This is a genomic window from Hyphomonas beringensis (genome assembly GCF_000682755.1).
Taxonomy (GTDB): Bacteria; Pseudomonadota; Alphaproteobacteria; order Caulobacterales; family Hyphomonadaceae; genus Hyphomonas; species Hyphomonas beringensis.
Genome location: NZ_AWFF01000043.1, coordinates 34,079 through 53,229 on the forward strand (window position 1 = coordinate 34,079; position 19,151 = coordinate 53,229).

The window sequence follows — 19,151 nt, forward strand, 5'->3', positions numbered from 1 at the left end:
TGACACGAATTTCAATCCCCCGTCACCCCTTGGGGCAACAGGCCGGGGGTCAGGCTGCTTCCTCGACCGTGTCTTCGAGGTCTTCATCGTCATCTTCATCCGCGCGGCTGTGCCGGTCTGTGCCGTCACCGATGGTGAAGAGGTCAGCTTCGCGGCTCAGCCAGTCTTTCAGGCCTTCATCCGGCACGCCCAGGATACGCAGCATGTCAGCCACCATCTCGATGCCTTTGGGCTCCCCACCCAGCAGGTGCGCGCGGACATTCAGCTCCAGATAGCGGTCCAGATCATGATGATTATCGACGGCCACAAAGCGGATCAGGTCCGGATACTGGCGGCGGATTGTGGGGGTCACTTCCGCAGAGATCTCATAGCGCGCCTGGCCCAGCACAAGCGCCCGGGCATTGTTGCCTCCGATCGCCTCGATCAGTTTCATGTTCGTGGCATCGCCAAAGGAGACATTGTAGCCGTCTGCCACGGCAGCGAGGAAACGGTCCGGCTCATTGTCGATGGCGATATAGGGAATGTCGAAATCGATCAGGGCATCAATGGCCAGGCGTCCGGCAGACGTCATGCTGATCACTATGACCGGGCGGCCAACAGTGGGATTGGTTGCGCTTTCCATCGTTACCTGCTTGCGCCGGGCAAGTTCACGCGACAGCTTGCCGCCAAGAATGGCCCAGCTGGGCGCGAGCGCCAGGGACAGCGCGACCGCAGCGATCAGGCTGCCCATCAGGGCAGGGGGCATGCCCGCCATGATCGAGGACAGCGACAGAATAACCAACGTGAATTCAGAGCCCTGAGCCAGCAGTGTGCTGAGTTGCACCGCGCCAGGTACGGTCCATTTGTTGGCGCGGGCCGCGAGATAGCCAAGCCCGGTTTTGACGACGAGGATCGCCAGAGCGCCAAGGATGACCAGCGGCAAGTTACGGATCAGACTAGGCAAGTCGATCGCCAGCCCCACGCTGATGAAGAAGAAAGACAGCAGCAGCCCGCGGAATGGCCCCATCTCAGTCTGCACCTGATGGCGAAAGCGTGTGCCTGAGACGGCAAGGCCGGCCAGGAATGCCCCCAGCGTCAGCGACAAGCCGATCACGGCGGTCGCGCATGCTGCGGCGAGAACCAATAGCAGGGTAAATGCGGTGAAGGCCTCATCATTGCGGGTCGCGGCCAGCGTGCGGAAGACGGGATTCAGCAGGTAGCGCGAGAACATCATGGCAGCGCCAAAGGCGATCACGGCCTGAATCACTGCCAGTAACAGGGCCAGAACCAGCGGCACGGCGGCACCGCCCATAAGATGCTCCGAGACAAGGCCAGCCAGGCCTGTTGCGCCGGTTTCTTCCTCCCCCAGGGATGTGGCGAAGATCATCAGGAAGATCGCGACAATATCCTGAAAGATCAGGACATGTGTTGCCGTGCGGCCAATGGGGCAGGAATTCTGCTCCCGCTCTGTCAGGATACGCGCGACGACAGCCGTTGAAGAGAGGCCAAGGCTCAGGCCCACAGCAATCGCGATGGGCCAGGAGATGCCCAGCATGTAAAGCGCCCCGGCGCTCAACAGGCCGGTCAGCGCCAGGTGCATGGGCGCAAGGCCCAGCAAATCGCCCCGGCTTTCCTTCAGTTCCCGCAGCGAGACGTGCATCCCGATATCGAACAATAGGAACACCACGCCCAGCTCTGCCAGCAAATGGGTGCCGCCGCTCTCCTGGATCAGGCCCAGCATGTGCGGGCCGATCAGAATGCCTGCCAGAAGGTAGCCGACAATGGGGCTGAGGCTCAGCGCGCGCGAAACCAGAGCCGCAGCCGCGCCAAAGCCCAGCAGGGTGATTGCCGGCACAAGGGCGTCGACGGCTTCTGCGGGACTGAGTTCAGCTGCCATATGGGAAAGGGCTCCGGATTTGTATGATCCTGTATAAGGTAAGGGCTTATTGCGGAAAAACAAAGGCCGCTGGTTCCTGAGAGAACCAGCGGCCTTCACCTGGCTGCACACGAAGGAGGGCAAATGTCCGTGTGCAGTTTGGGAAGATGTCAGGCCTGATTAGAGGCTTTTGGAGAAGGTCAGCACGACCCGCTCGTCTGCGATGTCGGTGTTGTCGATGTCCGTATCCCAGTAGCGCAGGTCGATATCGATGCCGACTGGCGTGGAATAGGTGCCGCCGAGTGACCAGTTCGTGTAGTCACCGCCAGCGTCATAGTCGTAATTGCCGACGCTGCCGTCCATGGAGAAGCTATCCGTGAAGGAATAGCCTGCAGTGGCCTGATAATACATGTTTTCATTATCAGGATCCCAGTAGACTTCGCCGCCAATGCCCAGACCGCTTGCGAACTCATAGCCGAGAGCACCCTTGATCTCGACAAAATCATAGTCGGAATCGTCTGCATCCGGATAGGCGTAATAAATCACGCCAACATCCCAGGTCACGCCATTGCTGAACGAGCTGGCCAGGCCAGCATAGAAGTCCAGCTCGACATTGGCGTCATCTGCGCCGTCTTCGAAGTCGACATTCGATGCCCATGTCCCCGCATAGAAGATGTCGTTTGCGTAGTCGAATCCGCCGGAAACTGCCATGTCCCCATTGGACTGGGACACACCGCGCCAGACATAATCCGTGCCAAGCGCAACGTTGCCTGACCATTCTCCCTCAGCTGCTGCTGTACCAGCAACAGCCAGCATGGCTGCCAGTGCAACGCCCGCGCGATAAAGCTGCTTTTTCATTTTTTATACCCCGTTGTTGAAATGCGCTGTCGCCAGCGCCACGCACAGAATTGCGCGGCTTCATCCGGGATCGGAAACAAATTTATGACGTTTTAGCGGGGCGTTTCGGAACGCCGCAGAATTGTGCAGCAGGCCGCGTCAATGCCTTAGCTTTGTGCGCGGCCTTGCCGGTCAGCGTGCCTTGGCAGGGGCGTATCCCAGATGCATTCCGGCATCCACGATCAGAGTTTCGCCGGTGACGTGGCGTGAGGCATCAGTCAGGAAGAAAAGCGCCGAATCGGCAATGTCTTCGGGGCCGCTGGCGACATTCAGCGGCACGGACGCGGCGACGCTTGCCTCCATTTTGAGGTATTGTTCTTCGTCCATCTGGTCCTTGAACCAGCGTGTGCCGATAAAGCCTGGGCAGATGGCGTTCACCCGGATGGCCGGGGCCAGCGCGCGGGCGAGCGACAGCGTCATTGTGTTGAGCGCGCCTTTCGTTGCGGCATAGGCCACCGAAGACCCTATGCCTGTAACACCCGCTATAGAAGACGTGTTCAGCACGGTTGCCGCGCGTCCTGTTTGCTCATGGCTTGCAACCATAAGGGGCTTGCAAGCCTGCATCATCAGGTAGGGGCCGACAACGTTCACGGCATAGAGGTGCAGGAAATCTTCGCGGTTGAGGGCGTCCAGATCCGCGTGATCGCGGGCATGCTTCGTGGTGCCTGCATTGTTGACCAGAATATCGAGCCGTCCGAGCTGGGCAGCGGCGTCGGCCAGATTGCGACAGCCTTCCTCCGTGGAGACATCGGCCTGTATCAGCCGGGCCTGCGCGCCTTCTGCCTGACAGTCCGCGACGGTCGCTTCGCCATCTTCCACAGAGCGGCTGCAATTGATGATCACATCTGCGCCGCGCCGGGCGAGCCGCAGGGCAATTTCCCGTCCCAGGCCGGTGGCCGAGCCTGTGACGAGGGCTTTGCGTCCTGCAAGGTCTTTCTGGTCTGACATGATGAGGGCTCCCTTTGCATGATTATTTTCCGTCCGTACCTGCGGGGAACAGGCTAATGTCGTCAACAGGTTTCATGGTTTCATCAAGGAAGCGGAAAGACCTGATTGATAGGTCTCTAAAGTATCTTGGAGGCCCCTTGATGGACTTGAAGTCCAGCGATCTTGTGCAACGCATTCAATCTGCCGCGCGGCTATCCGAGGCAGATATGTGGCGTCTCGCGACCGAAATGTGCGCAGATGGTATCCGCACGGCGTCAGAAGCCGAGGCGGTTTTGCACTGCCATGCCCGGCTGGACCGCCTGGAAGGGGACTGGCCCAAGCGCTTCACCCGAGCGCTGAGAGACTATCTGCTGCTGCGTACCGAGCCCGAGGGCGAAGTGTCGGCGGACAATCTCGCCTGGCTGAGAGAGCATGTTGCCCCGCAAGGCCGCGTCCGCACGAAGAGCGAGCTGGACCTCCTGATCATGATGTACAAACAGGCCGAGGACGTGACCGATGGTTATGGCGTCTTTGTGCTGGACGCCCTGTGCGAATGGCTGATTGCCGCCGGAAAGGTGGATGGGGACATTGTGGAGCGTATAGGAGCGGTGCTGGCGATGGGAGACAAGGGCGGAACGCCCTGGGTCAGCCATGCTGAGGCGGCCGTGTTGCTGCGCACGAATGATCGGCTGGGTCATGCGGGTGATGATCCGGCCTGGAGCCGCGTTTTCGCACGTGGGGTCGGCAATTATCTGATGGCGCGCGCGCATCCCAATCCGGAAAGTGACCGGCAGGCCCTGGCGCGGCAGAACTGGGTGGGATCGGCCGACAGCCGACCCGGTCAGTATATTGGCTGTCTGGCGCTTGGTTTTAACAAAGGCCGCTGGTTTGACGGTGTCAGCTTGTCTCCGGAGCAGGCCAGCCTTGCGCGGCAAATGGCTAGCGAGGCCGCCAATGACCAGGCCGTGGCCCAAATCCGGAAACGCAGCTGGTTGCGCCGACGGCTCGGCTGGGAGAAGACAGGTGAGGCAGATCGGGCTCTGGTGGACTTCCTCAATCAGGAAGCCCCCGGCCTGACGACTGGTCTGGTCGTGGCAACGGGATAATCAGGGGAGAGACCAATGCTGTTTCTGAATCTCGCTATGGCCTCGATCCTGGTCTTTGTTACTTTCCTTATACACTTCATTGGTCTGGTGGGGTTATCCGCGCTGATCCGCAATCGGCATGTCCATCATGTGAATATCACGACTGTGGCGGGGCAGGGCGCGGCCATCCTGTTCATCGTGTTCAGCCTGTTCGCGCTGCACTCGGTTGAGATCTGGGTCTACACTTTTGTTTACAGACTGCTCGGCATTTTCCCGGATATCGGCACAGCGGTCTATTATTCCACATCTGCCTTTACGACGGTCGGGTTCGGGGATGTCGTGATCGGCAAGGATTGGCGAATGCTGGGCGCTGCGGAGAGCATGAATGGCTTTCTGTTGATTGGCTGGTCGACCGCCTTCCTCGTCTCCATCACGGCCAAGGTGCGTGTGCTGGAAGCGCGGATTGAAGAGCTGGAAGAAGAGCCCGAGGAGCGCCGCTAGGCGTTGCCAGCTTCGTCTTCGCCCGGGCGCAGCAGGAAGCGTGCTGCCGCCACGGCTAGCCCGACCAGAACCAGTCCGCCAATCACCAGGGTTTCCGGTTTGGCGCCCAGATACTCGAAATACTGGGTGTAGCCATGGATCGCCAGAAACACGATGGACGTGATCGACAGGAAGCTGTTGCGGCGAACCATAATGATGGTAGCGATCAGGGCACCAGCCCAGCCTATGGTGAAGACATAATCGGGAATGGTCAGGGCGGTGTCGCGCCACTCTGAACGCTCCGACCAGCGGTCAGGCGCAAACCAGTGCTCACCCATGCGATCACCCCACAGCGAGCCAACCCAGAAGCCGAAATTCATCATGAAGATGGCCGTACGGGCAGAGACGGTCAGCAGGGTCTGCCAGGTCTCGGCGAGCACGCAGCGCGCCTTGTACAGGCCGGCCGCCAGCAGGCCGAAGGCCACAATGGTGATCGTGGGTTCTTCAACAAACAGTGCATAGCTGGCGTGCCAGTATCCCGTGCCGGACCCCAGCACCGCGCCGAGCGACAGCACCGCGAAAGCGCCGAGGAGCGCCGACCGGAACCAGATGGCCGAGGCCGTCATGATCACGGCAATCATGACGGTGGGCAGCGTGCCGTCGTCAACGTCCTGAAACTCCCATCCGACCCAGCCGGCAACGCCCAGCGTGCCCATCAGGACGAGCGCCATTGAAAGAGTTTTCAGGGAATGCCCCTTGGCGCTGCGGCGCAGAATTTCTGCCCCGATGAGAGACATGATGGCCAGGACAAGCCCTGTGATGGCGTTCGGAACCAGCGCGATCGTGCCCCCGGCAACAGAGATGGCGCCGAAAATCAGGAGGAGATTGATGAGCAGTGTGTTGCGCTGATCCGGCAGCGCGAAGCCCGACAGGCGCTCAGCTTCCGCGTGGTCAAGGTGTCCGTCGGCAACCAGCTTGTCGAGGTCCAGGGTGATCCGGCTCATCTGCATAATCCTTAACTTAGTGAGCGCTTACTAACATAAGTGCGGCGTATTGGCAAGACGGTTTCCTCGATGGCAAATGTGGACATCCCGAAAAGAGCGGCTTACTGCAATGTCCGAAAGAGTTTGCAGTGGGCTAGAGACAGTATGTTTAAGAAAATTCTGATCGCCAACCGGGGAGAAATCGCAGTTCGGGTAATCAAGACCTGTCGGCGCCTTGGCGTCAAAACGGTCGTTGTTTATTCGGATGCGGATGCAGGTTCGATGGCCGTCGAGATGGCGGACGAGACCGTGCACATCGGCCCGGCGCCGGCTTCGGAATCCTATCTGGTCGCCGACAAGATCATCGCGGCGGTCAAGGAAACCGGCGCAGAAGCCATCCATCCGGGCTTTGGTTTCCTGTCCGAGAACCCTGCTTTTGCCAAGCGTCTTGAGGAAGAGGGCATTGGCTGGATTGGCCCAAATGCTCACGCCATTGAAGCGATGGGCGACAAGATCAGCTCCAAGAAACTCGCTGCCGAAGCTGGCGTGTCCACAGTGCCAGGTCATATGGGCCTGATCGAGGACACGAAGGAAGCGGTCAAGATTTCCCGTGAGATCGGCTATCCGGTCATGATCAAGGCGTCTGCCGGCGGCGGCGGCAAGGGCATCCGCATCGCCGAGAATGACAAGGAAGTCGAAGAAGGCTTCCCCGCCGTGAAAGCCGAGGCGAAGTCTTCCTTCGGGGATGACCGCGTCTTCATCGAGAAATTCATTCTTGAGCCGCGCCACATCGAGATCCAGGTGCTGGGCGACAAGCATGGCAACTGCATCTATCTGAACGAGCGCGAATGCTCCATTCAGCGCCGGAACCAGAAAGTGATCGAGGAAGCGCCGTCTCCGCTGCTCGATCCTGAAACCCGCAAAAAGATGGGCGAGCAGGCCGTGGCCCTCGCCAAGGCTGTGAACTATGACAGCGCCGGCACCGTGGAATTCGTCGCTTCCGGCAAGGACAAGGGCTTCTACTTCCTTGAAATGAATACCCGCCTGCAGGTGGAGCACCCGGTGACGGAGATGATCACCGGCGTAGATCTGGTCGAGCAGATGCTGCTTGTCGCCTATGGCGAGACGCTGAAACTGAAACAGTCCGACATCGGCATCAATGGCTGGGCCGTCGAGAGCCGTGTCTATGCCGAAGATCCGTATCGCAACTTCCTGCCGTCGATTGGCCGTCTTAAGCGCTTCAAGGCGCCGCCGGAAGGCAAGCTGGGCGAGGGCGAAGTGCGCATGGATTCCGGCGTGCGTGAAGGCGACGAGATTTCCATGTTCTATGACCCGATGATCGCCAAGCTGATCACCTGGGGCAAGGATCGTGATACGGCGCTGGATGTGCACGGGGAAGCGCTGGACCGTTTCCACATTGAAGGCATTCAGGACAACATGCCCTTCATTGCCGCTGTTATGGATGAGCCGCGCTTCCGCTCCGGCCAGATCACGACGGCGTATATCAAGGACGAGTTCCCGGACGGCTTCAACGGGGTTGAGCCCACCGATGATCAGGAAACCCAGCTTATCTGCGCCGCGGCCTATGTGCATGGCTTCCTGTCGCGCCGCGCGGCGGACGTAAGTGGCCGCATGGCGCCGCCGGAAGAGGCGCGCTCGGAATGGGTCGTCATTCTGGGAGACAAGCACTATCCGGTGACACTGGAACTGGGCGATGTTGGCGAAGCGGAGATCACCATCAATGGCGGCAAGACGCATACGCTGGTGACCGGCTGGTATCCAGGCGTGCATCTGGTCGAAGGCCTGCTGGATGGACAGTCCTTTGCCGTGAAGTTCGCAGACCGGACCGAAGGGTATCTCTTCCGCCACCGCGGTGTGGCCCTGCGCGCCTTGGTCTGCACGCCTCAAGTGGCTGACCTGCATTCCCGCCTTCCTGAAAAGGAAAAGCCGGACATGTCCAAACTGGTCATCTCTCCGATGCCTGGTCTTGTCGTCTCGATGGATGTCGAAGTCGGCCAGGACGTGCAGGAAGGGGAGGCCGTTTGTGTTGTCGAGGCGATGAAGATGCAGAACATCATTCGCGCCGAAACCACGGGAACGGTCAAAGCCATCAATGTCGCCGCCGGTGACAGCGTGGCGGCCGATGAGGTCATGGTCGAATTCGACTAAGGCCCGGCCTGGTCAGATTAACCCGCTGCTAACCGAATTATACCGGTATCCTCTCCTTAACGGTGGGGGACAAAGAGATTTTGTCCCCCATTCCCATGGCCGGGAACGAAACATGTGTTACAAAGACCGGCCTGCAACGGAGGGACGTCATGGCACTTTATTTTAGTCCGAACGGACGCATCGCACAGTCGACATACTGGCAGGGCGTGATCGTTCTGCTGGTCATCAGCGTGATTTTGACTGTTCTGTCGGCGTATTCTTCGCCGTTTATAGGCTTTCTATCGATACTCCTGTTCTGGCCCTGGATCGCCGTTCATGTGAAGCGCTTTCATGATGCGGGGAAAACAGGCTGGCTGACCGTCGCCATGGTTGTTCTGGCCATTATTGTTTCCTTTATCGCGGGCCTCATCCTGCCGCCGCTTTTTGGCGTCGATGTGGCTGGCATGCAGGCCGAGATGCAGCGAGATTTGGAAAACATGGCCGCCAGCAATGACCCTGCCGCCATGATGGCTGCCACGATGGAGCATTCCCGCCGCATCGCCCAAGCCAGCCTTGTTCCGAATATCATTGCCTCCGCCCTGTCGGTCGGTGTGGTCGGATTTGTCATGGGGCTGTTCAAGTCAGACCCGGTCGAAAACCAGTACGGTCCGCCGACAGCCTGAATTTCATCATTAGATTTGTAGTGGTCAGGGTATGGCGTTGCGCCATACCCATTTTTTAAAGGGGACCTTTAAGAATGGTCAGTTTTCCAGACGCAGTAAAAATGTTCTTTGCCCGTTATACCGATTTTCAGGGACGGTCTCGCCGGTCTGAATACTGGTGGGTACAATTGTTCAATTTCCTAGTGATGGTTGTGGGCATGGTGCTTGCTGGCGTCTTGGGCTCAATCGGGGCCTCCAGTGATGGACCCGGTCCTTTGGCCTATCTGGTCTTTATCGTTCTTGTTCTCTACGCCTTGGCAGTTCTCATCCCAGGTATCGCGCTGACAGTTCGCCGTCTGCATGATGTGAACATCACGGGCTGGATTTTGCTGGCTGCACTGATCCCGTTCATTGGCAGCCTGGTGGGGATTGCCGTTTTTGTGATTAGCCTGATCCCTGGTACGGTTGGCCCGAACAAATATGGTTCTGATCCGAAAAACCCCGGCATGGCGGCAGATACCTTCGTTTAAGATCTGCCCCACATAGGTAAGATTGCAGAGCCGGGCCCTGTGCCCGGCTCTTTTTTGTTGCATGCATTTATCGTTTATTGATAAGACGTGTACATAGAGAGGGGATGACCCTATCCGGGCGCGCACCTCAGGAGACCTGCACAATATGGACGTACAACATGTCCTTCTCAGTCCGAAAGGCCGTATTGGCCCGCGCACTTTCCTGCGCGGCTTCATCCTGCTGACGGGCGGCTACATGCTGATGCAACTGGGGGAAGTCTTCATCTCGCCGGTCTTCGGCCTGATATCCCTGGGCTTTATCTACATGTATGTTTGCGTCTTCTCGAAGCGCCTGCACGATGCCGGGCAATCCGGCTGGCTCTACCTCTTGTTCCTGCTCGGCTACATTGTTGTGAACACCATCGTCACCATGGTGCTGCTGCCCATGCTGACGCCGCACGCCTATGAAATGTACATGGAGTTCTTCGGCTATGTGATGAGCGGAGATTCCTCCAGTGCCGAGGCCTTCATGCAGGAAAACCAGTCTATCCTGGCGCGCGCCCTGTCGCCCACGCTGATCGCCAGCTTCCTGCTCAGCAGTGCTGTGCTTGGCTTTATCGGCAGCAGGCTGCCCTCTGACCCTGACAGCAATCGCTACGGTCCGCCTCCGGGCAGGGGCGGCGCGGCCAACACGTTTTCATGAGTTCCTGAAAGGACTGCAAGACCATGTCGTCTCATCATATGGCTGAACCCATCGATCACCACCGGCCCTGGATCCGGGATGAACGGGATGATCCTGCACGGATGGACTGGCTGCAGACCTTGTTCAATCCCTTCGGCATGACCAGCAAGCTGCATTTCAGCCGGGCCTGGACCTTCATGTTCATGGGGCGCATTCTGTTGTTTATCGTGCCGGTCTTTTCGGTGTCCATCGCTAGCATGGCCGGGGCCGATCTTGGCGCAGCCTGGAAACCGCTCGGTTTCTTCCCGCTGCCCATACCTGCACTGCTGGTGCCGTTTTTCGTCTTCACGATTGTCACGGCCCTCACTTCCTGGGTCGCACATATGCGCCGTCTGGCAGATGCCAACCGTTCGACCCTGAAAGCGATGATCGTGTTGATTCCGCTTATTCTAGGGCTTGTCGGTTTTGCTGGCGGTGTAATGATGGGGGTCACAGGGTACGAAGCCCAGAAGGCTCAATCCGCGCCTGCAGCTGTTGAGAAGAAAGAAGAGGGCAGTGCGGCCGCAGATGCTGCCCCTGTCACAGAGGCCAAGGCTGAGGCTAAGCCAAAGCCAGCGCAGGCCCGTGGTCGCCGTGGCCCGCAGCCGACCATGAAACAAATGGCGCTGGGCGGGGGCATGGGGCTGGCCACTCTGTTGTGGGCACTAGCTGGGCTGCCGGTCATGTTGTGGACCCTGTTGCATGTCGCGCGTCTGCCGAATGGCGGTGTCGGCCCGTTGCGCACCGGGAGTGATCTGACCCAGGAAGAGCAGCGCAAATTGTCCACCGCACCTAAACCCTATCAGACGACGGCCTGAACCGAGCCTTCCAGTGGCGCTGCAACCCGCACGAGACGACTTTCAAAGACCGTCTCGAACGCGTCCTTCAGCGCCATATCGACCTCCGCCAGCGTGGCGGGAATGCCAAGGTCCACCAGGCTGGTCACGCCATAGCGCGGGTCAGCGATGCCGCACGGGGTGATGCCGGAGAAATGCTCCAGCTCCGGTTCCACGTTCAGGGAAATTCCGTGGAAGCTGACCCATTTCTTCAGGCGCACGCCGATGGCGGCAATCTTGTCTTCGCGCAGCGGGCCGCCAGCCTGTGTCCGGTCTACCCAGACGCCCACGCGGCCATCTCTGGGGCCTGACTCGACATTGAAGGCGCCCAGCGCAGCAATGATCCAGGCTTCCAGATTCTGCACGAAAGCACGTACATCGCGCCCACGGCGGGCAACATCGACCATCACATAGGCCACACGCTGGCCGGGGCCGTGATAGGTATACTGGCCGCCACGACCGGCATCGAAAACCGGGAACCGATTGGCGTCTCGCAGGTCTTCAGGCTTGGCCGAGGTGCCGGACGTATAGAGCGGCGGATGCTCCAGGAACCACACCAGATCCGGCGCGCCATCCTCACGAATTGCGCGGGCGCGGGCCTCCATGAACTGGACGGCGGCTTCGTAAGGGACCTGGCTGTCAGAGACGGCCCATTCGGTGTCTGGAAATTTCTGCATCACGGGAGGCATATAGGCGACATTCGGGGCTTCACAAAGGGCTGGTGTCGCCTTATACGGCCCGTCTGCCTCGAATGAGAAATGTGCGGTCGTGGCGGAATTGGTAGACGCGCAGCGTTGAGGTCGCTGTGGGGCAACCCGTGGAGGTTCGAGTCCTCTCGACCGCACCATTCATTTCCTGAAAACATCAATCTGATGTCGCCGCGCTGCGGCTACGCAGTCCGTTTCAGGATCTCGCTCTTCCTCTCCAGCTTCGGCCATGGCGGAATAGGGAGTCACCGTAAAATGCGTCAGCAGCTCTTGCGCAGGGGCGTAGTCCGGCGCGAGGCGTGTGGCTTCCAGCAAATCAAGATAGGCGGCCTTTGTATTATCGCGCTGCAGCTGTGCCGTAGCGCGATTGTACAGGGCTGTGGGCATAAGGTCGGGCGAGACGCCATTCAGGTCTGACAGCAGGGTTGCGGCCTCTTCGGCGCGCTCCAGCCGGATCAGGGCGGCGCTGAGGCTTATGACGCTGTCTTTTGGCGCCCCAAGATCCTGCGCTTTGGAGAGGTGAATGACGGCCTCTTCCAGATTGCCCAAGCGCAGGCGCACCGTCCCCGCATTGGCCAGGGCAGCCGCGCGGCCTTTGGCGGTGAGGTCCGGCTGCGCTGCGCCTTCATCGCACAGATGCAGCAGACGCAGGGAAGCTCCATCCGTGCGTGCCAGTTCGTCGGCGCATTCACTGGCGGGGCTGGTGCCGGCCCGGTAAATGTCTGGCCCGGCGAGGGCGGGTATGGCTGCCAGTCCGAACAGGCCGGAGAGGAGGAAGGCGCGGACGGTGGATCGCATGAGAAACTCCATTAGTGTATATGCACGACAAAAATCGTGCTGCATTGGGAAGAAAAGTCCCGCCCGGTGTGGGGTTCCGGGCGGGGGTAGTGATGCCGCCGCGTTACGGGAAAACCGCCTGAGTGACGAAAGCGACGACAATTATGATGTATATGCACTATACTGCGTAATCAAGATAGAAGAGGGAATTCCTTTCATTAGAAATACTGAACATATTGAAGTTTCCGCGCGGGCATGTATCTACACGTTATGAGCACTTCTTCGATGCATGATGATGTCACCGGACGCTGCACAGCCGGGCGTCTGCTGCGGGCTGCACGCCGCATTACCCGGGAATATGATGACGCGCTGCGTCCTGTCGGCCTGACAGTGACGCAGTTCGGCCTGCTCAATGCAGTCGGTCGTTACGAGCCTGACTCCATCTCCGAACTGGCGGACCTGCTGGCGCTGGATCGCACAACGCTGTCGCGAAACCTGAAGCCTCTGGAGAAGGCTGGCCTCATCTTCCGAGGGGAAGAGAGCGAAGGCCGCCGTCGCCGCTTGCTGCTGACCACATTGGGGGTACGCCGTCTGGAAGAGGCCTATCCGCTTTGGCAGGAGGTGCAGGACCGCACCGAAGCCCGACTGGGGGAAGAAGGCCGGAACCATCTGAAGGCCGGTCTGAACGCGCTCCGCTAATGCGGTCAGGCCTGAGCGGGGAGGGGCGCCAATTTCCACCCCGGTCCGCCTGCCTTGTGGAAGCCCTGTGAGATTCGCGCGAATCCCTGCTAGGTCAACGTAATCGGGCCTTGCCGCATTGGCTGTAGCCCGGCAAGAGAGCGCCATGACTGAAACGCCCACCCAGCCGACGCAGGCCGCCGAGACGCCGAATGTCGATCCGGTCCTGCTGGACGATCTCATCGATGCGGTCGATGAGCGCGATACGCGCTGGCTGGCGCGCACACTTCAGCGCATGCACCCTGCGGATGCCGCAGACCTTCTGGAAGCGCTGTCCTTTGACACCTTCTCCGAGGCCGTTGAGCTGCTCGGCGGAGAATTGCCCGCCGACATCCTGATCGAGCTGCGCGATTCCTATCGGGAAGAGGCCGTTGAGGTTCTGCCGGACGCGGCCGTGGCCAGTGCGCTCGATGAACTCGATTCAGATGATGCGACGACCATTCTGGAAGACCTTGAGGATGAACGCCGCGAGCGCATCCTGGAAGACCTGGCGCCGATTGACCGGGCTCAGCTGGAGCGCGGCCTCTCCTATGAAGAGGAAACGGCCGGCCGTCTCATGCAGACGGAATTCGTCGCCGCGCCGGAATACTGGACCGTTGGCCATGCCATCGACCACGCCCGGGCTTTGGGCGAAGAACTGCCGGAAGTTTTCTACGAACTCTACGTGACCGATCCGGGCCACCGCCTGCTGGGGACGGTCTCGCTGGCCACCTTGCTGCGCACCCCTCGTGATGTGCAGCTGTCAGACATTATGGAAGATCCGCTCTCCACCCTGAAGCCGGAGATGGACCAGGAAGAGGTGGCCTTCCAGTTCCGAAAATACTCACTGGCCTCTGCGCCGGTGACCGATGATGGCGGCCGTCTTGTCGGTATGATCACCGTCGATGACATGGTCGATGTCATGCAGGAAGAAAACGCCGAAGACCTGCTCTCTCTTTTGAACGTGAACTCGGCCGATGGCGCGGACACGGTATGGGATACTGTGAAGGCCCGCGCCCCGTGGCTGGGCGTCAATCTGTTCACGGCCTTCATCTCGTCTGCCATCATTTCGCTGTTTGAGGCGACGATTGCCCAGATTGTGGCATTGGCTGTCCTGATGCCGGTTGTGGCGGCGCTGGGTGGCAATGCCGGCAGTCAGGGCCTGGCCGTTGCCGTGCGCGCGATTGCTGAGCGTCAGCTGGATGGTGACGCAGCCCGTCGCGCGGTCTGGCGCGAAGTGACCAGTGCGCTGGTTAATGGCCTGATTTTCGCGGTGGGGGTCGGGCTGATTTCGCTGGTCTGGTTCCGTGATATCGAACTGGCGCTTGTGATGGGGGCGGCGATGCTCGCGACATTCATCTGGGCGGGCTTCTCCGGCATTCTCGTGCCCCTGGGGCTGAAGCGTCTTGGGGCAGACCCTGCGGTCGCCTCGTCCGTCTTCGTGCTGACGCTGACAGATGTGATGGCCTTCTTCAGTTTTCTCGGGCTTGCCACGATCGTCCTGTTGTAAACAGGCGTTTTTTTCGCTGTTTCTCGCCCCTCGGGTGAATGGGCGCGAGTTTTGCAGCACTGGCAGGTAGTTAAAAGTCCAAGTGTTTCAAAATGGGATGCCGCTGCATGGCCCGGCAAATGCGCACATCAGATAAGGGGGTCGAGCTTATCAAGAGCTTCGAAGGCTTCCGTGCGCGCGCCAGCCGCCTGCCGGACGGACGCTGGCTGATCGGCTATGGCCATACCGAAACCGCACGCGCCGGCCTGACCGTCGGTGCCTTTGATGCCGAGCTGATCCTGCGTTTCCATGATCTCAAACAGGTCGAAGACGTGCTGTACACCTGCGTGTTCACACCGCTCAGCCAGAACGAATTCGATGCGCTGGCCTCCTTTGTCTTCAATATCGGGTCAGAGGCTTTCGAGTCGTCTGATGTGCTGGCTTTTCTCAATTCGGGCGACCGCATTCTGGCAAGCGAAGCGATGATGAGCTGGCGCCGGGGCAGCGTTGATGGCCAGGCCCGCATTATTGATGCGCTGGCGCGTCGCCGGGCCGCCGAAATTGCGCTCTTCCTGTCCCAGTCTGGCGGGCCGGTTGCCATTCCAGGCGCGCTGGTGCGTCCGGAGCGCGACCCGCATTCCGGCGTGGCCATGCCGCGGGAAAAGCCGATCATAGTTGAGGCCCGCACGGAAGCTGACCGTTTGCGCGCTGCGCGCCCGGCTGATCGGGAGACTGCGCCGCAAGCCGCTGCCCGCGCCGTGGCCGAGCGCCTGACGCGTATCCTGGGTGAGAATGCCTCGCGCGCCTCAGGCGAGCAGGCGGAACAGGAAAGCGGCGATCCGACCGTGGATGAGATCACCCGCGCCGTGTCTGCTCTGGCAGATCCGGAGGGGACGAATGAAGCGCCGCCGCCTGCTTCCATGTCAGAGCGCCACCGCCAGGCCCGCCAATCCGCGCCTGAGTTCGATGCCTCCCTCAGCCTGGAGCCTTTGCGCCTGCCGGAAACAGACCGCCGCCTGATTGATGATCTGGCCCCGATCTATGTTGACCCGGCCAAGGCAGAGCCACCCCTGGATGATCGCCCGCTTGGGTTCGACAAGGGGCAAGGCAATCTGCGCTGGGTGCCGTTTGCCTTGCTGGCCGGTCTTGGCATGGTTGGACTCTATGAGGGGATGCGCCGGTTCGTTGGCACAGCCGCAAACCATATGGGTCAGGCTGCGACGCAATCCTATGCTGGGCCATTGATTGCGCTCGGCAGCGGCTTTCTGCTTTTCGTGTCCGTCTACTACCTCTATCGTATGCTGGCAGAACAAGAATAGGCTGACAGGGCGGGAAAGCCTTGCTAGGGCAGGGCCATGATTCCGAACACATATCCCACTTTGAACTTCGATCTCGGCGAAACTGCCGACATGATCCGTGAAACTGTGGCAAGTTTTGCCCAAAACGAAATCGCGCCGCGCGCCGCTGAAATCGACCGGACGGATACCTTCCCGCGAGACCTGTTGCCCAAGATGGGTGAGCTGGGCCTGCTGGGCATCACGGTTGAAGAAGAATGGGGCGGAACGGGCCTCGGCTATCTTGAGCATGTCGTCGCGATGGAGGAAATCTCCCGCGCGTCTGCGTCCGTGGGCCTCTCCTATGGCGCGCATTCGAATCTCTGTGTGAACCAGATCCGCCGCTGGGGCAGTGACGACCAGAAGGCCCGTTACCTGCCAAAGCTGATGAGCGGGGAGCATCTCGGCTCGCTCGCGATGAGCGAAAGCGGGGCCGGCTCTGACGTCGTGTCCATGAAGCTGCGCGCCGAGAAAAAAGGTGACCGCTATGTGCTGAACGGCACCAAGATGTGGATCACCAATGCGCCGGATGCCGACACGCTGGTCGTCTATGCCAAGACAGAGCCGGATGCCGGATCAAAAGGCATCACCGCCTTCCTGATTGAGCGTGACATGAAAGGTTTCTCCGTCGCGCAGAAGCTCGACAAGCTGGGCATGCGCGGGTCGGAAACCGGCGAGCTTGTGTTCGAAGACTGCGAAGTGCCGGAAGAGAATATCATGGGGCCGCTGAATGGCGGGGCCCGTGTCCTGATGAGCGGCCTCGACTATGAGCGCGCCGTTCTGTCTGCTGGTCCGACCGGTATCATGCAGGCCTGTATGGACGTCGTGATCCCGTACATCCACGACCGCAAACAATTCGGCCAGTCGATCGGTGAGTTTCAGCTGATCCAGGGCAAGGTCGCCGACATGTATGTCCAGATGAACGCGGCCAAGGCCTATGTCTATGCCGTCGCCAAATCCTGCGACCGGGGCGAGACGACCCGCAAGGATGCTGCAGGGGCCATTCTGTACGCGGCTGAAACCGCGACGAAGCTGGCGCTGGATGCGATCCAGATCCTCGGCGGCAATGGCTATATCAACGAATACCCGACCGGGCGCCTTCTGCGCGACGCCAAGCTCTACGAGATTGGGGCAGGGACATCCGAAATCCGCCGCTGGCTGATCGGCCGCGAACTCTTCGGCGAGACGGCGTAGCGCTCAGGCTGCGCCGCTGATCGCCTTGATGTTCTTGTCCTTCAGGGCGTTGATCGTCGCCTCATAGCCAGCCTGGACGGTCTCTTCATAGATCTTCCAGTCACGCAACTGCACATCGGCCATGTCGGGCAGGATCAGCACATCCGTCATGTCGTGGCCGAATTGTGTATCTGCACGGATGGTTGCCGCGCGCATCAGCAGGCCGGCAATCGGCGGCGCGCTGGAGAACCCGTTCTTGAACACCCACTGGAAGAAGCCGGGCGGGTTGGCGAACTCTTCGACATCCATATTTTCCGGCTGGCGGGTCACGTCGGATCCGATGACGAGGCCGCGGTGCAGATCGCGCATCACATCGGCCGGGAAATTGTTCAGCACCGCGCCATCGACCAGCACATCCTTGCCGTCCACGACTGGCGGCAGGATACCGGGCAGGGAGATCGTCGCACGCAGGGCCTCGCGCAGCAGACCCGTGCGGTGAATGCGCGAGCTGCCGGAGGTCAGATTGGTGGAGGTACAGAAGAAGGGCACTTTCAGGTCGCAGATATCCACTTCGCCGAAATGCTCCTTCAGGCGATGGTTGACGCGCGCGCCCTTCACCATGCCGACAACGGGCAGGTGATAGTCCCCCAACGGATTGGAATCGACAAAGGCCTTGCGGATGCGCTGTTCGATTTCCTCATCGCTCCAGCCCATCGCCACGCAGGCCGCGACGACTGAGCCCATGGACGCCCCGCCGGCAAAGTCGATAGGGATGCCCAGTTCTCTCAATGCTTTTACGACGCCGATATGTGAATAGGCCCGCGCGCCGCCGCCGGACAGGATCACGCCGACGGACACGCCGCACATGATGCGCGCCAGGCGGTTGCAGTCTTCACCCTCCATGCCGCTCCAGTGGAAGATGCGGCTGGCGCCCGCAGCAGACAGCCAGCGGCTGGCCGGGGCACCGGGACGATCCTCTGCATGGTGCAGCAGTATGACATCGACCAGTTTCAGGGCGCGGGCCGGGGATTCATCATCCGGCATCAGCGGATGGGAGGGGTGCGCATCTGCCCGGCCGACCACCCAGATCCGGTCAGCCTGCCGCGTCGACAGGCGATACCAGGCACTGTCGCCAATCGTCGAGACGAGGATGACCACATCATGCGTCTTCTCCAACTCGTCAAAATAGGCGGCCGGTTTGCCATCCCCCTGGCGATTGGTGACGACAATGCATTTCTTGCCGAGCCGGTCGCAGGCCTGTTTCAGGGCGCGCGCCCGCAAGGAGAGATCAATCGTGGGGGAGGTGGCCACCAGCGCGAAGACTTTCGGCGCAGCGCCCGCCACTCGCTCCATTGGCTTGCCCAGCCGCGTGATGATGATGCGAATCATCGATTCCAGCAATTCCGGCTCCGCGCGCACCATCCGGTCCCAGCCCTTGCGGGAGACGCCGACGAGTTCGGTATCGCGGATGGCATAGACGGAACTGTTATGCGGGGCATCATTCGGCAGGCCGTCGCCGGTCAGGTCGATGCCGCCCTGGAAGAGAGACATTTCGCCTGCAGGCTCACCGGACCGGATATGTCCGATGAATTCCGTCTTGCCGTGCGGGCCTTGCCGGAAGATGCCCAGCGTGCCGGACATGACGAAATACAGCGTGTCAGCTGGTTCGCCTGCCAGGAAGAGCGGCTTGCCTGCGGGAATTGAAAACCAGGTGGTTTCCTTGCCGGCGGCCTTCATGGCGCGGCCCGGCACATCCTTCAGAAAGGAGATCGCCTGGAGACGGGGAGTGATATCGGTGCCCATGTCCCAGAACATGCCCATTCTGATATCCTTTTCATAGCCTTTGTCTTT

The 19,151-nt window shown here is 60.2% G+C and carries 18 protein-coding genes and 1 tRNA gene; 12 read left to right on the top strand and 7 right to left on the bottom strand.

All coding sequences use genetic code 11. The features are described 5' to 3' along the window. Positions 1–49: 49 nt before the first annotated feature. The 3 genes from HY29_RS10725 to HY29_RS10735 all read right to left on the bottom strand — a co-directional run bounded on the left by HY29_RS10725 (position 50) and on the right by HY29_RS10735 (position 3,700). On the bottom strand, positions 50–1,876 hold the full coding sequence (locus HY29_RS10725; protein ID WP_051601413.1) for a cation:proton antiporter domain-containing protein: 1,827 nt from the start codon (positions 1,874–1,876) through the stop codon (positions 50–52). A gap of 159 nt (positions 1,877–2,035) precedes the next feature. Next, complete coding sequence (locus tag HY29_RS10730; RefSeq protein WP_034796658.1) at positions 2,036–2,713, bottom strand: TorF family putative porin; 678 nt, start codon at positions 2,711–2,713, stop codon at positions 2,036–2,038. A 171-nt stretch (positions 2,714–2,884) separates the two neighbouring features. Beyond that, positions 2,885–3,700: an SDR family NAD(P)-dependent oxidoreductase gene (locus HY29_RS10735; protein ID WP_034796659.1), complete on the bottom strand. Its 816-nt coding sequence runs from the start codon at positions 3,698–3,700 to the stop codon at positions 2,885–2,887. Positions 3,701–3,840: 140 nt separating this feature from the next. On the opposite strand from HY29_RS10735, the gene HY29_RS10740 reads away from it, so the two are divergent. Together HY29_RS10740 and HY29_RS10745 are read left to right on the top strand one after the other, a co-directional pair. After that, on the top strand, positions 3,841–4,785 hold the full coding sequence (locus HY29_RS10740; RefSeq protein ID WP_034796660.1) for a hypothetical protein: 945 nt from the start codon (positions 3,841–3,843) through the stop codon (positions 4,783–4,785). Positions 4,786–4,800: 15 nt separating this feature from the next. Continuing rightward, positions 4,801–5,265 (top strand): ion channel, encoded by a 465-nt coding sequence (locus tag HY29_RS10745; protein ID WP_034796662.1) that lies wholly within the window; start codon positions 4,801–4,803, stop codon positions 5,263–5,265. Here the strand turns inward: HY29_RS10745 and HY29_RS10750 are convergent. Then, positions 5,262–6,248 (bottom strand): hypothetical protein, encoded by a 987-nt coding sequence (locus HY29_RS10750; RefSeq protein WP_034796663.1) that lies wholly within the window; start codon positions 6,246–6,248, stop codon positions 5,262–5,264. The genes HY29_RS10745 and HY29_RS10750 overlap by 4 nt on opposite strands. A gap of 144 nt (positions 6,249–6,392) precedes the next feature. Here HY29_RS10750 and HY29_RS10755 point away from each other — a divergent pair, with 144 nt between their 5' ends. The 5 genes from HY29_RS10755 (at position 6,393) to HY29_RS10775 (ending at position 11,085) form a co-directional block, all read left to right on the top strand. Beyond that, on the top strand, positions 6,393–8,396 hold the full coding sequence (locus HY29_RS10755) for an acetyl-CoA carboxylase biotin carboxylase subunit (RefSeq protein ID WP_034796664.1): 2,004 nt from the start codon (positions 6,393–6,395) through the stop codon (positions 8,394–8,396). Between the two features lie 149 nt (positions 8,397–8,545). Next, on the top strand, positions 8,546–9,058 hold the full coding sequence (locus HY29_RS18505) for a DUF805 domain-containing protein (RefSeq protein WP_051601414.1): 513 nt from the start codon (positions 8,546–8,548) through the stop codon (positions 9,056–9,058). Between the two features lie 74 nt (positions 9,059–9,132). Continuing rightward, positions 9,133–9,567 carry a DUF805 domain-containing protein gene (locus tag HY29_RS10765; RefSeq protein WP_241765186.1) on the top strand — a complete coding sequence of 145 codons (435 nt, stop codon included), beginning with the start codon at positions 9,133–9,135 and terminating at the stop codon, positions 9,565–9,567. A gap of 145 nt (positions 9,568–9,712) precedes the next feature. Continuing rightward, positions 9,713–10,249: a DUF805 domain-containing protein gene (locus HY29_RS18510; protein ID WP_051601415.1), complete on the top strand. Its 537-nt coding sequence runs from the start codon at positions 9,713–9,715 to the stop codon at positions 10,247–10,249. Positions 10,250–10,272: 23 nt separating this feature from the next. Beyond that, complete coding sequence (locus HY29_RS10775) at positions 10,273–11,085, top strand: DUF805 domain-containing protein (RefSeq protein ID WP_155838287.1); 813 nt, start codon at positions 10,273–10,275, stop codon at positions 11,083–11,085. Here HY29_RS10775 and lipB read toward each other — a convergent pair. Further along, the gene (lipB, locus tag HY29_RS10780) at positions 11,070–11,780 is read right to left on the bottom strand and encodes a lipoyl(octanoyl) transferase LipB (protein ID WP_034796903.1); all 711 of its coding nucleotides are present in this window, start codon (positions 11,778–11,780) and stop codon (positions 11,070–11,072) included. The two genes, HY29_RS10775 and lipB, sit on opposite strands and share 16 nt — an antisense overlap. 85 nt (positions 11,781–11,865) lie before the next feature. Here lipB and HY29_RS10785 point away from each other — a divergent pair. After that, positions 11,866–11,950: transfer RNA gene (locus HY29_RS10785), tRNA-Leu, on the top strand. A 1-nt stretch (position 11,951) separates the two neighbouring features. On the opposite strand, the gene HY29_RS10790 is transcribed toward HY29_RS10785, so the two are convergent. After that, positions 11,952–12,608 (bottom strand): tetratricopeptide repeat protein, encoded by a 657-nt coding sequence (locus HY29_RS10790; protein WP_155838288.1) that lies wholly within the window; start codon positions 12,606–12,608, stop codon positions 11,952–11,954. 264 nt (positions 12,609–12,872) lie between these two features. Here HY29_RS10790 and HY29_RS10795 point away from each other — a divergent pair, with 264 nt between their 5' ends. The 4 genes from HY29_RS10795 to HY29_RS10810 all read left to right on the top strand — a co-directional run bounded on the left by HY29_RS10795 (position 12,873) and on the right by HY29_RS10810 (position 17,321). Next, positions 12,873–13,286, top strand: coding sequence for a MarR family winged helix-turn-helix transcriptional regulator (locus HY29_RS10795; RefSeq protein WP_034796678.1), 414 nt, complete (start codon positions 12,873–12,875; stop codon positions 13,284–13,286). A 145-nt stretch (positions 13,287–13,431) separates the two neighbouring features. Then, positions 13,432–14,814, top strand: coding sequence for a magnesium transporter (gene mgtE, locus HY29_RS10800; RefSeq protein WP_034796679.1), 1,383 nt, complete (start codon positions 13,432–13,434; stop codon positions 14,812–14,814). Between the two features lie 107 nt (positions 14,815–14,921). Then, positions 14,922–16,112 (top strand): lysozyme, encoded by a 1,191-nt coding sequence (locus tag HY29_RS18515; RefSeq protein ID WP_051601416.1) that lies wholly within the window; start codon positions 14,922–14,924, stop codon positions 16,110–16,112. A 36-nt stretch (positions 16,113–16,148) separates the two neighbouring features. After that, entirely contained in the window at positions 16,149–17,321 is a 1,173-nt protein-coding gene (locus tag HY29_RS10810) for an isovaleryl-CoA dehydrogenase (protein WP_034796680.1), read from the top strand. Positions 17,322–17,324: 3 nt separating this feature from the next. Here HY29_RS10810 and HY29_RS10815 read toward each other — a convergent pair whose 3' ends face one another. Next, positions 17,325–19,121 carry a patatin-like phospholipase family protein gene (locus HY29_RS10815; RefSeq protein WP_034796681.1) on the bottom strand — a complete coding sequence of 599 codons (1,797 nt, stop codon included), beginning with the start codon at positions 19,119–19,121 and terminating at the stop codon, positions 17,325–17,327. Positions 19,122–19,151 lie beyond the last annotated feature (30 nt).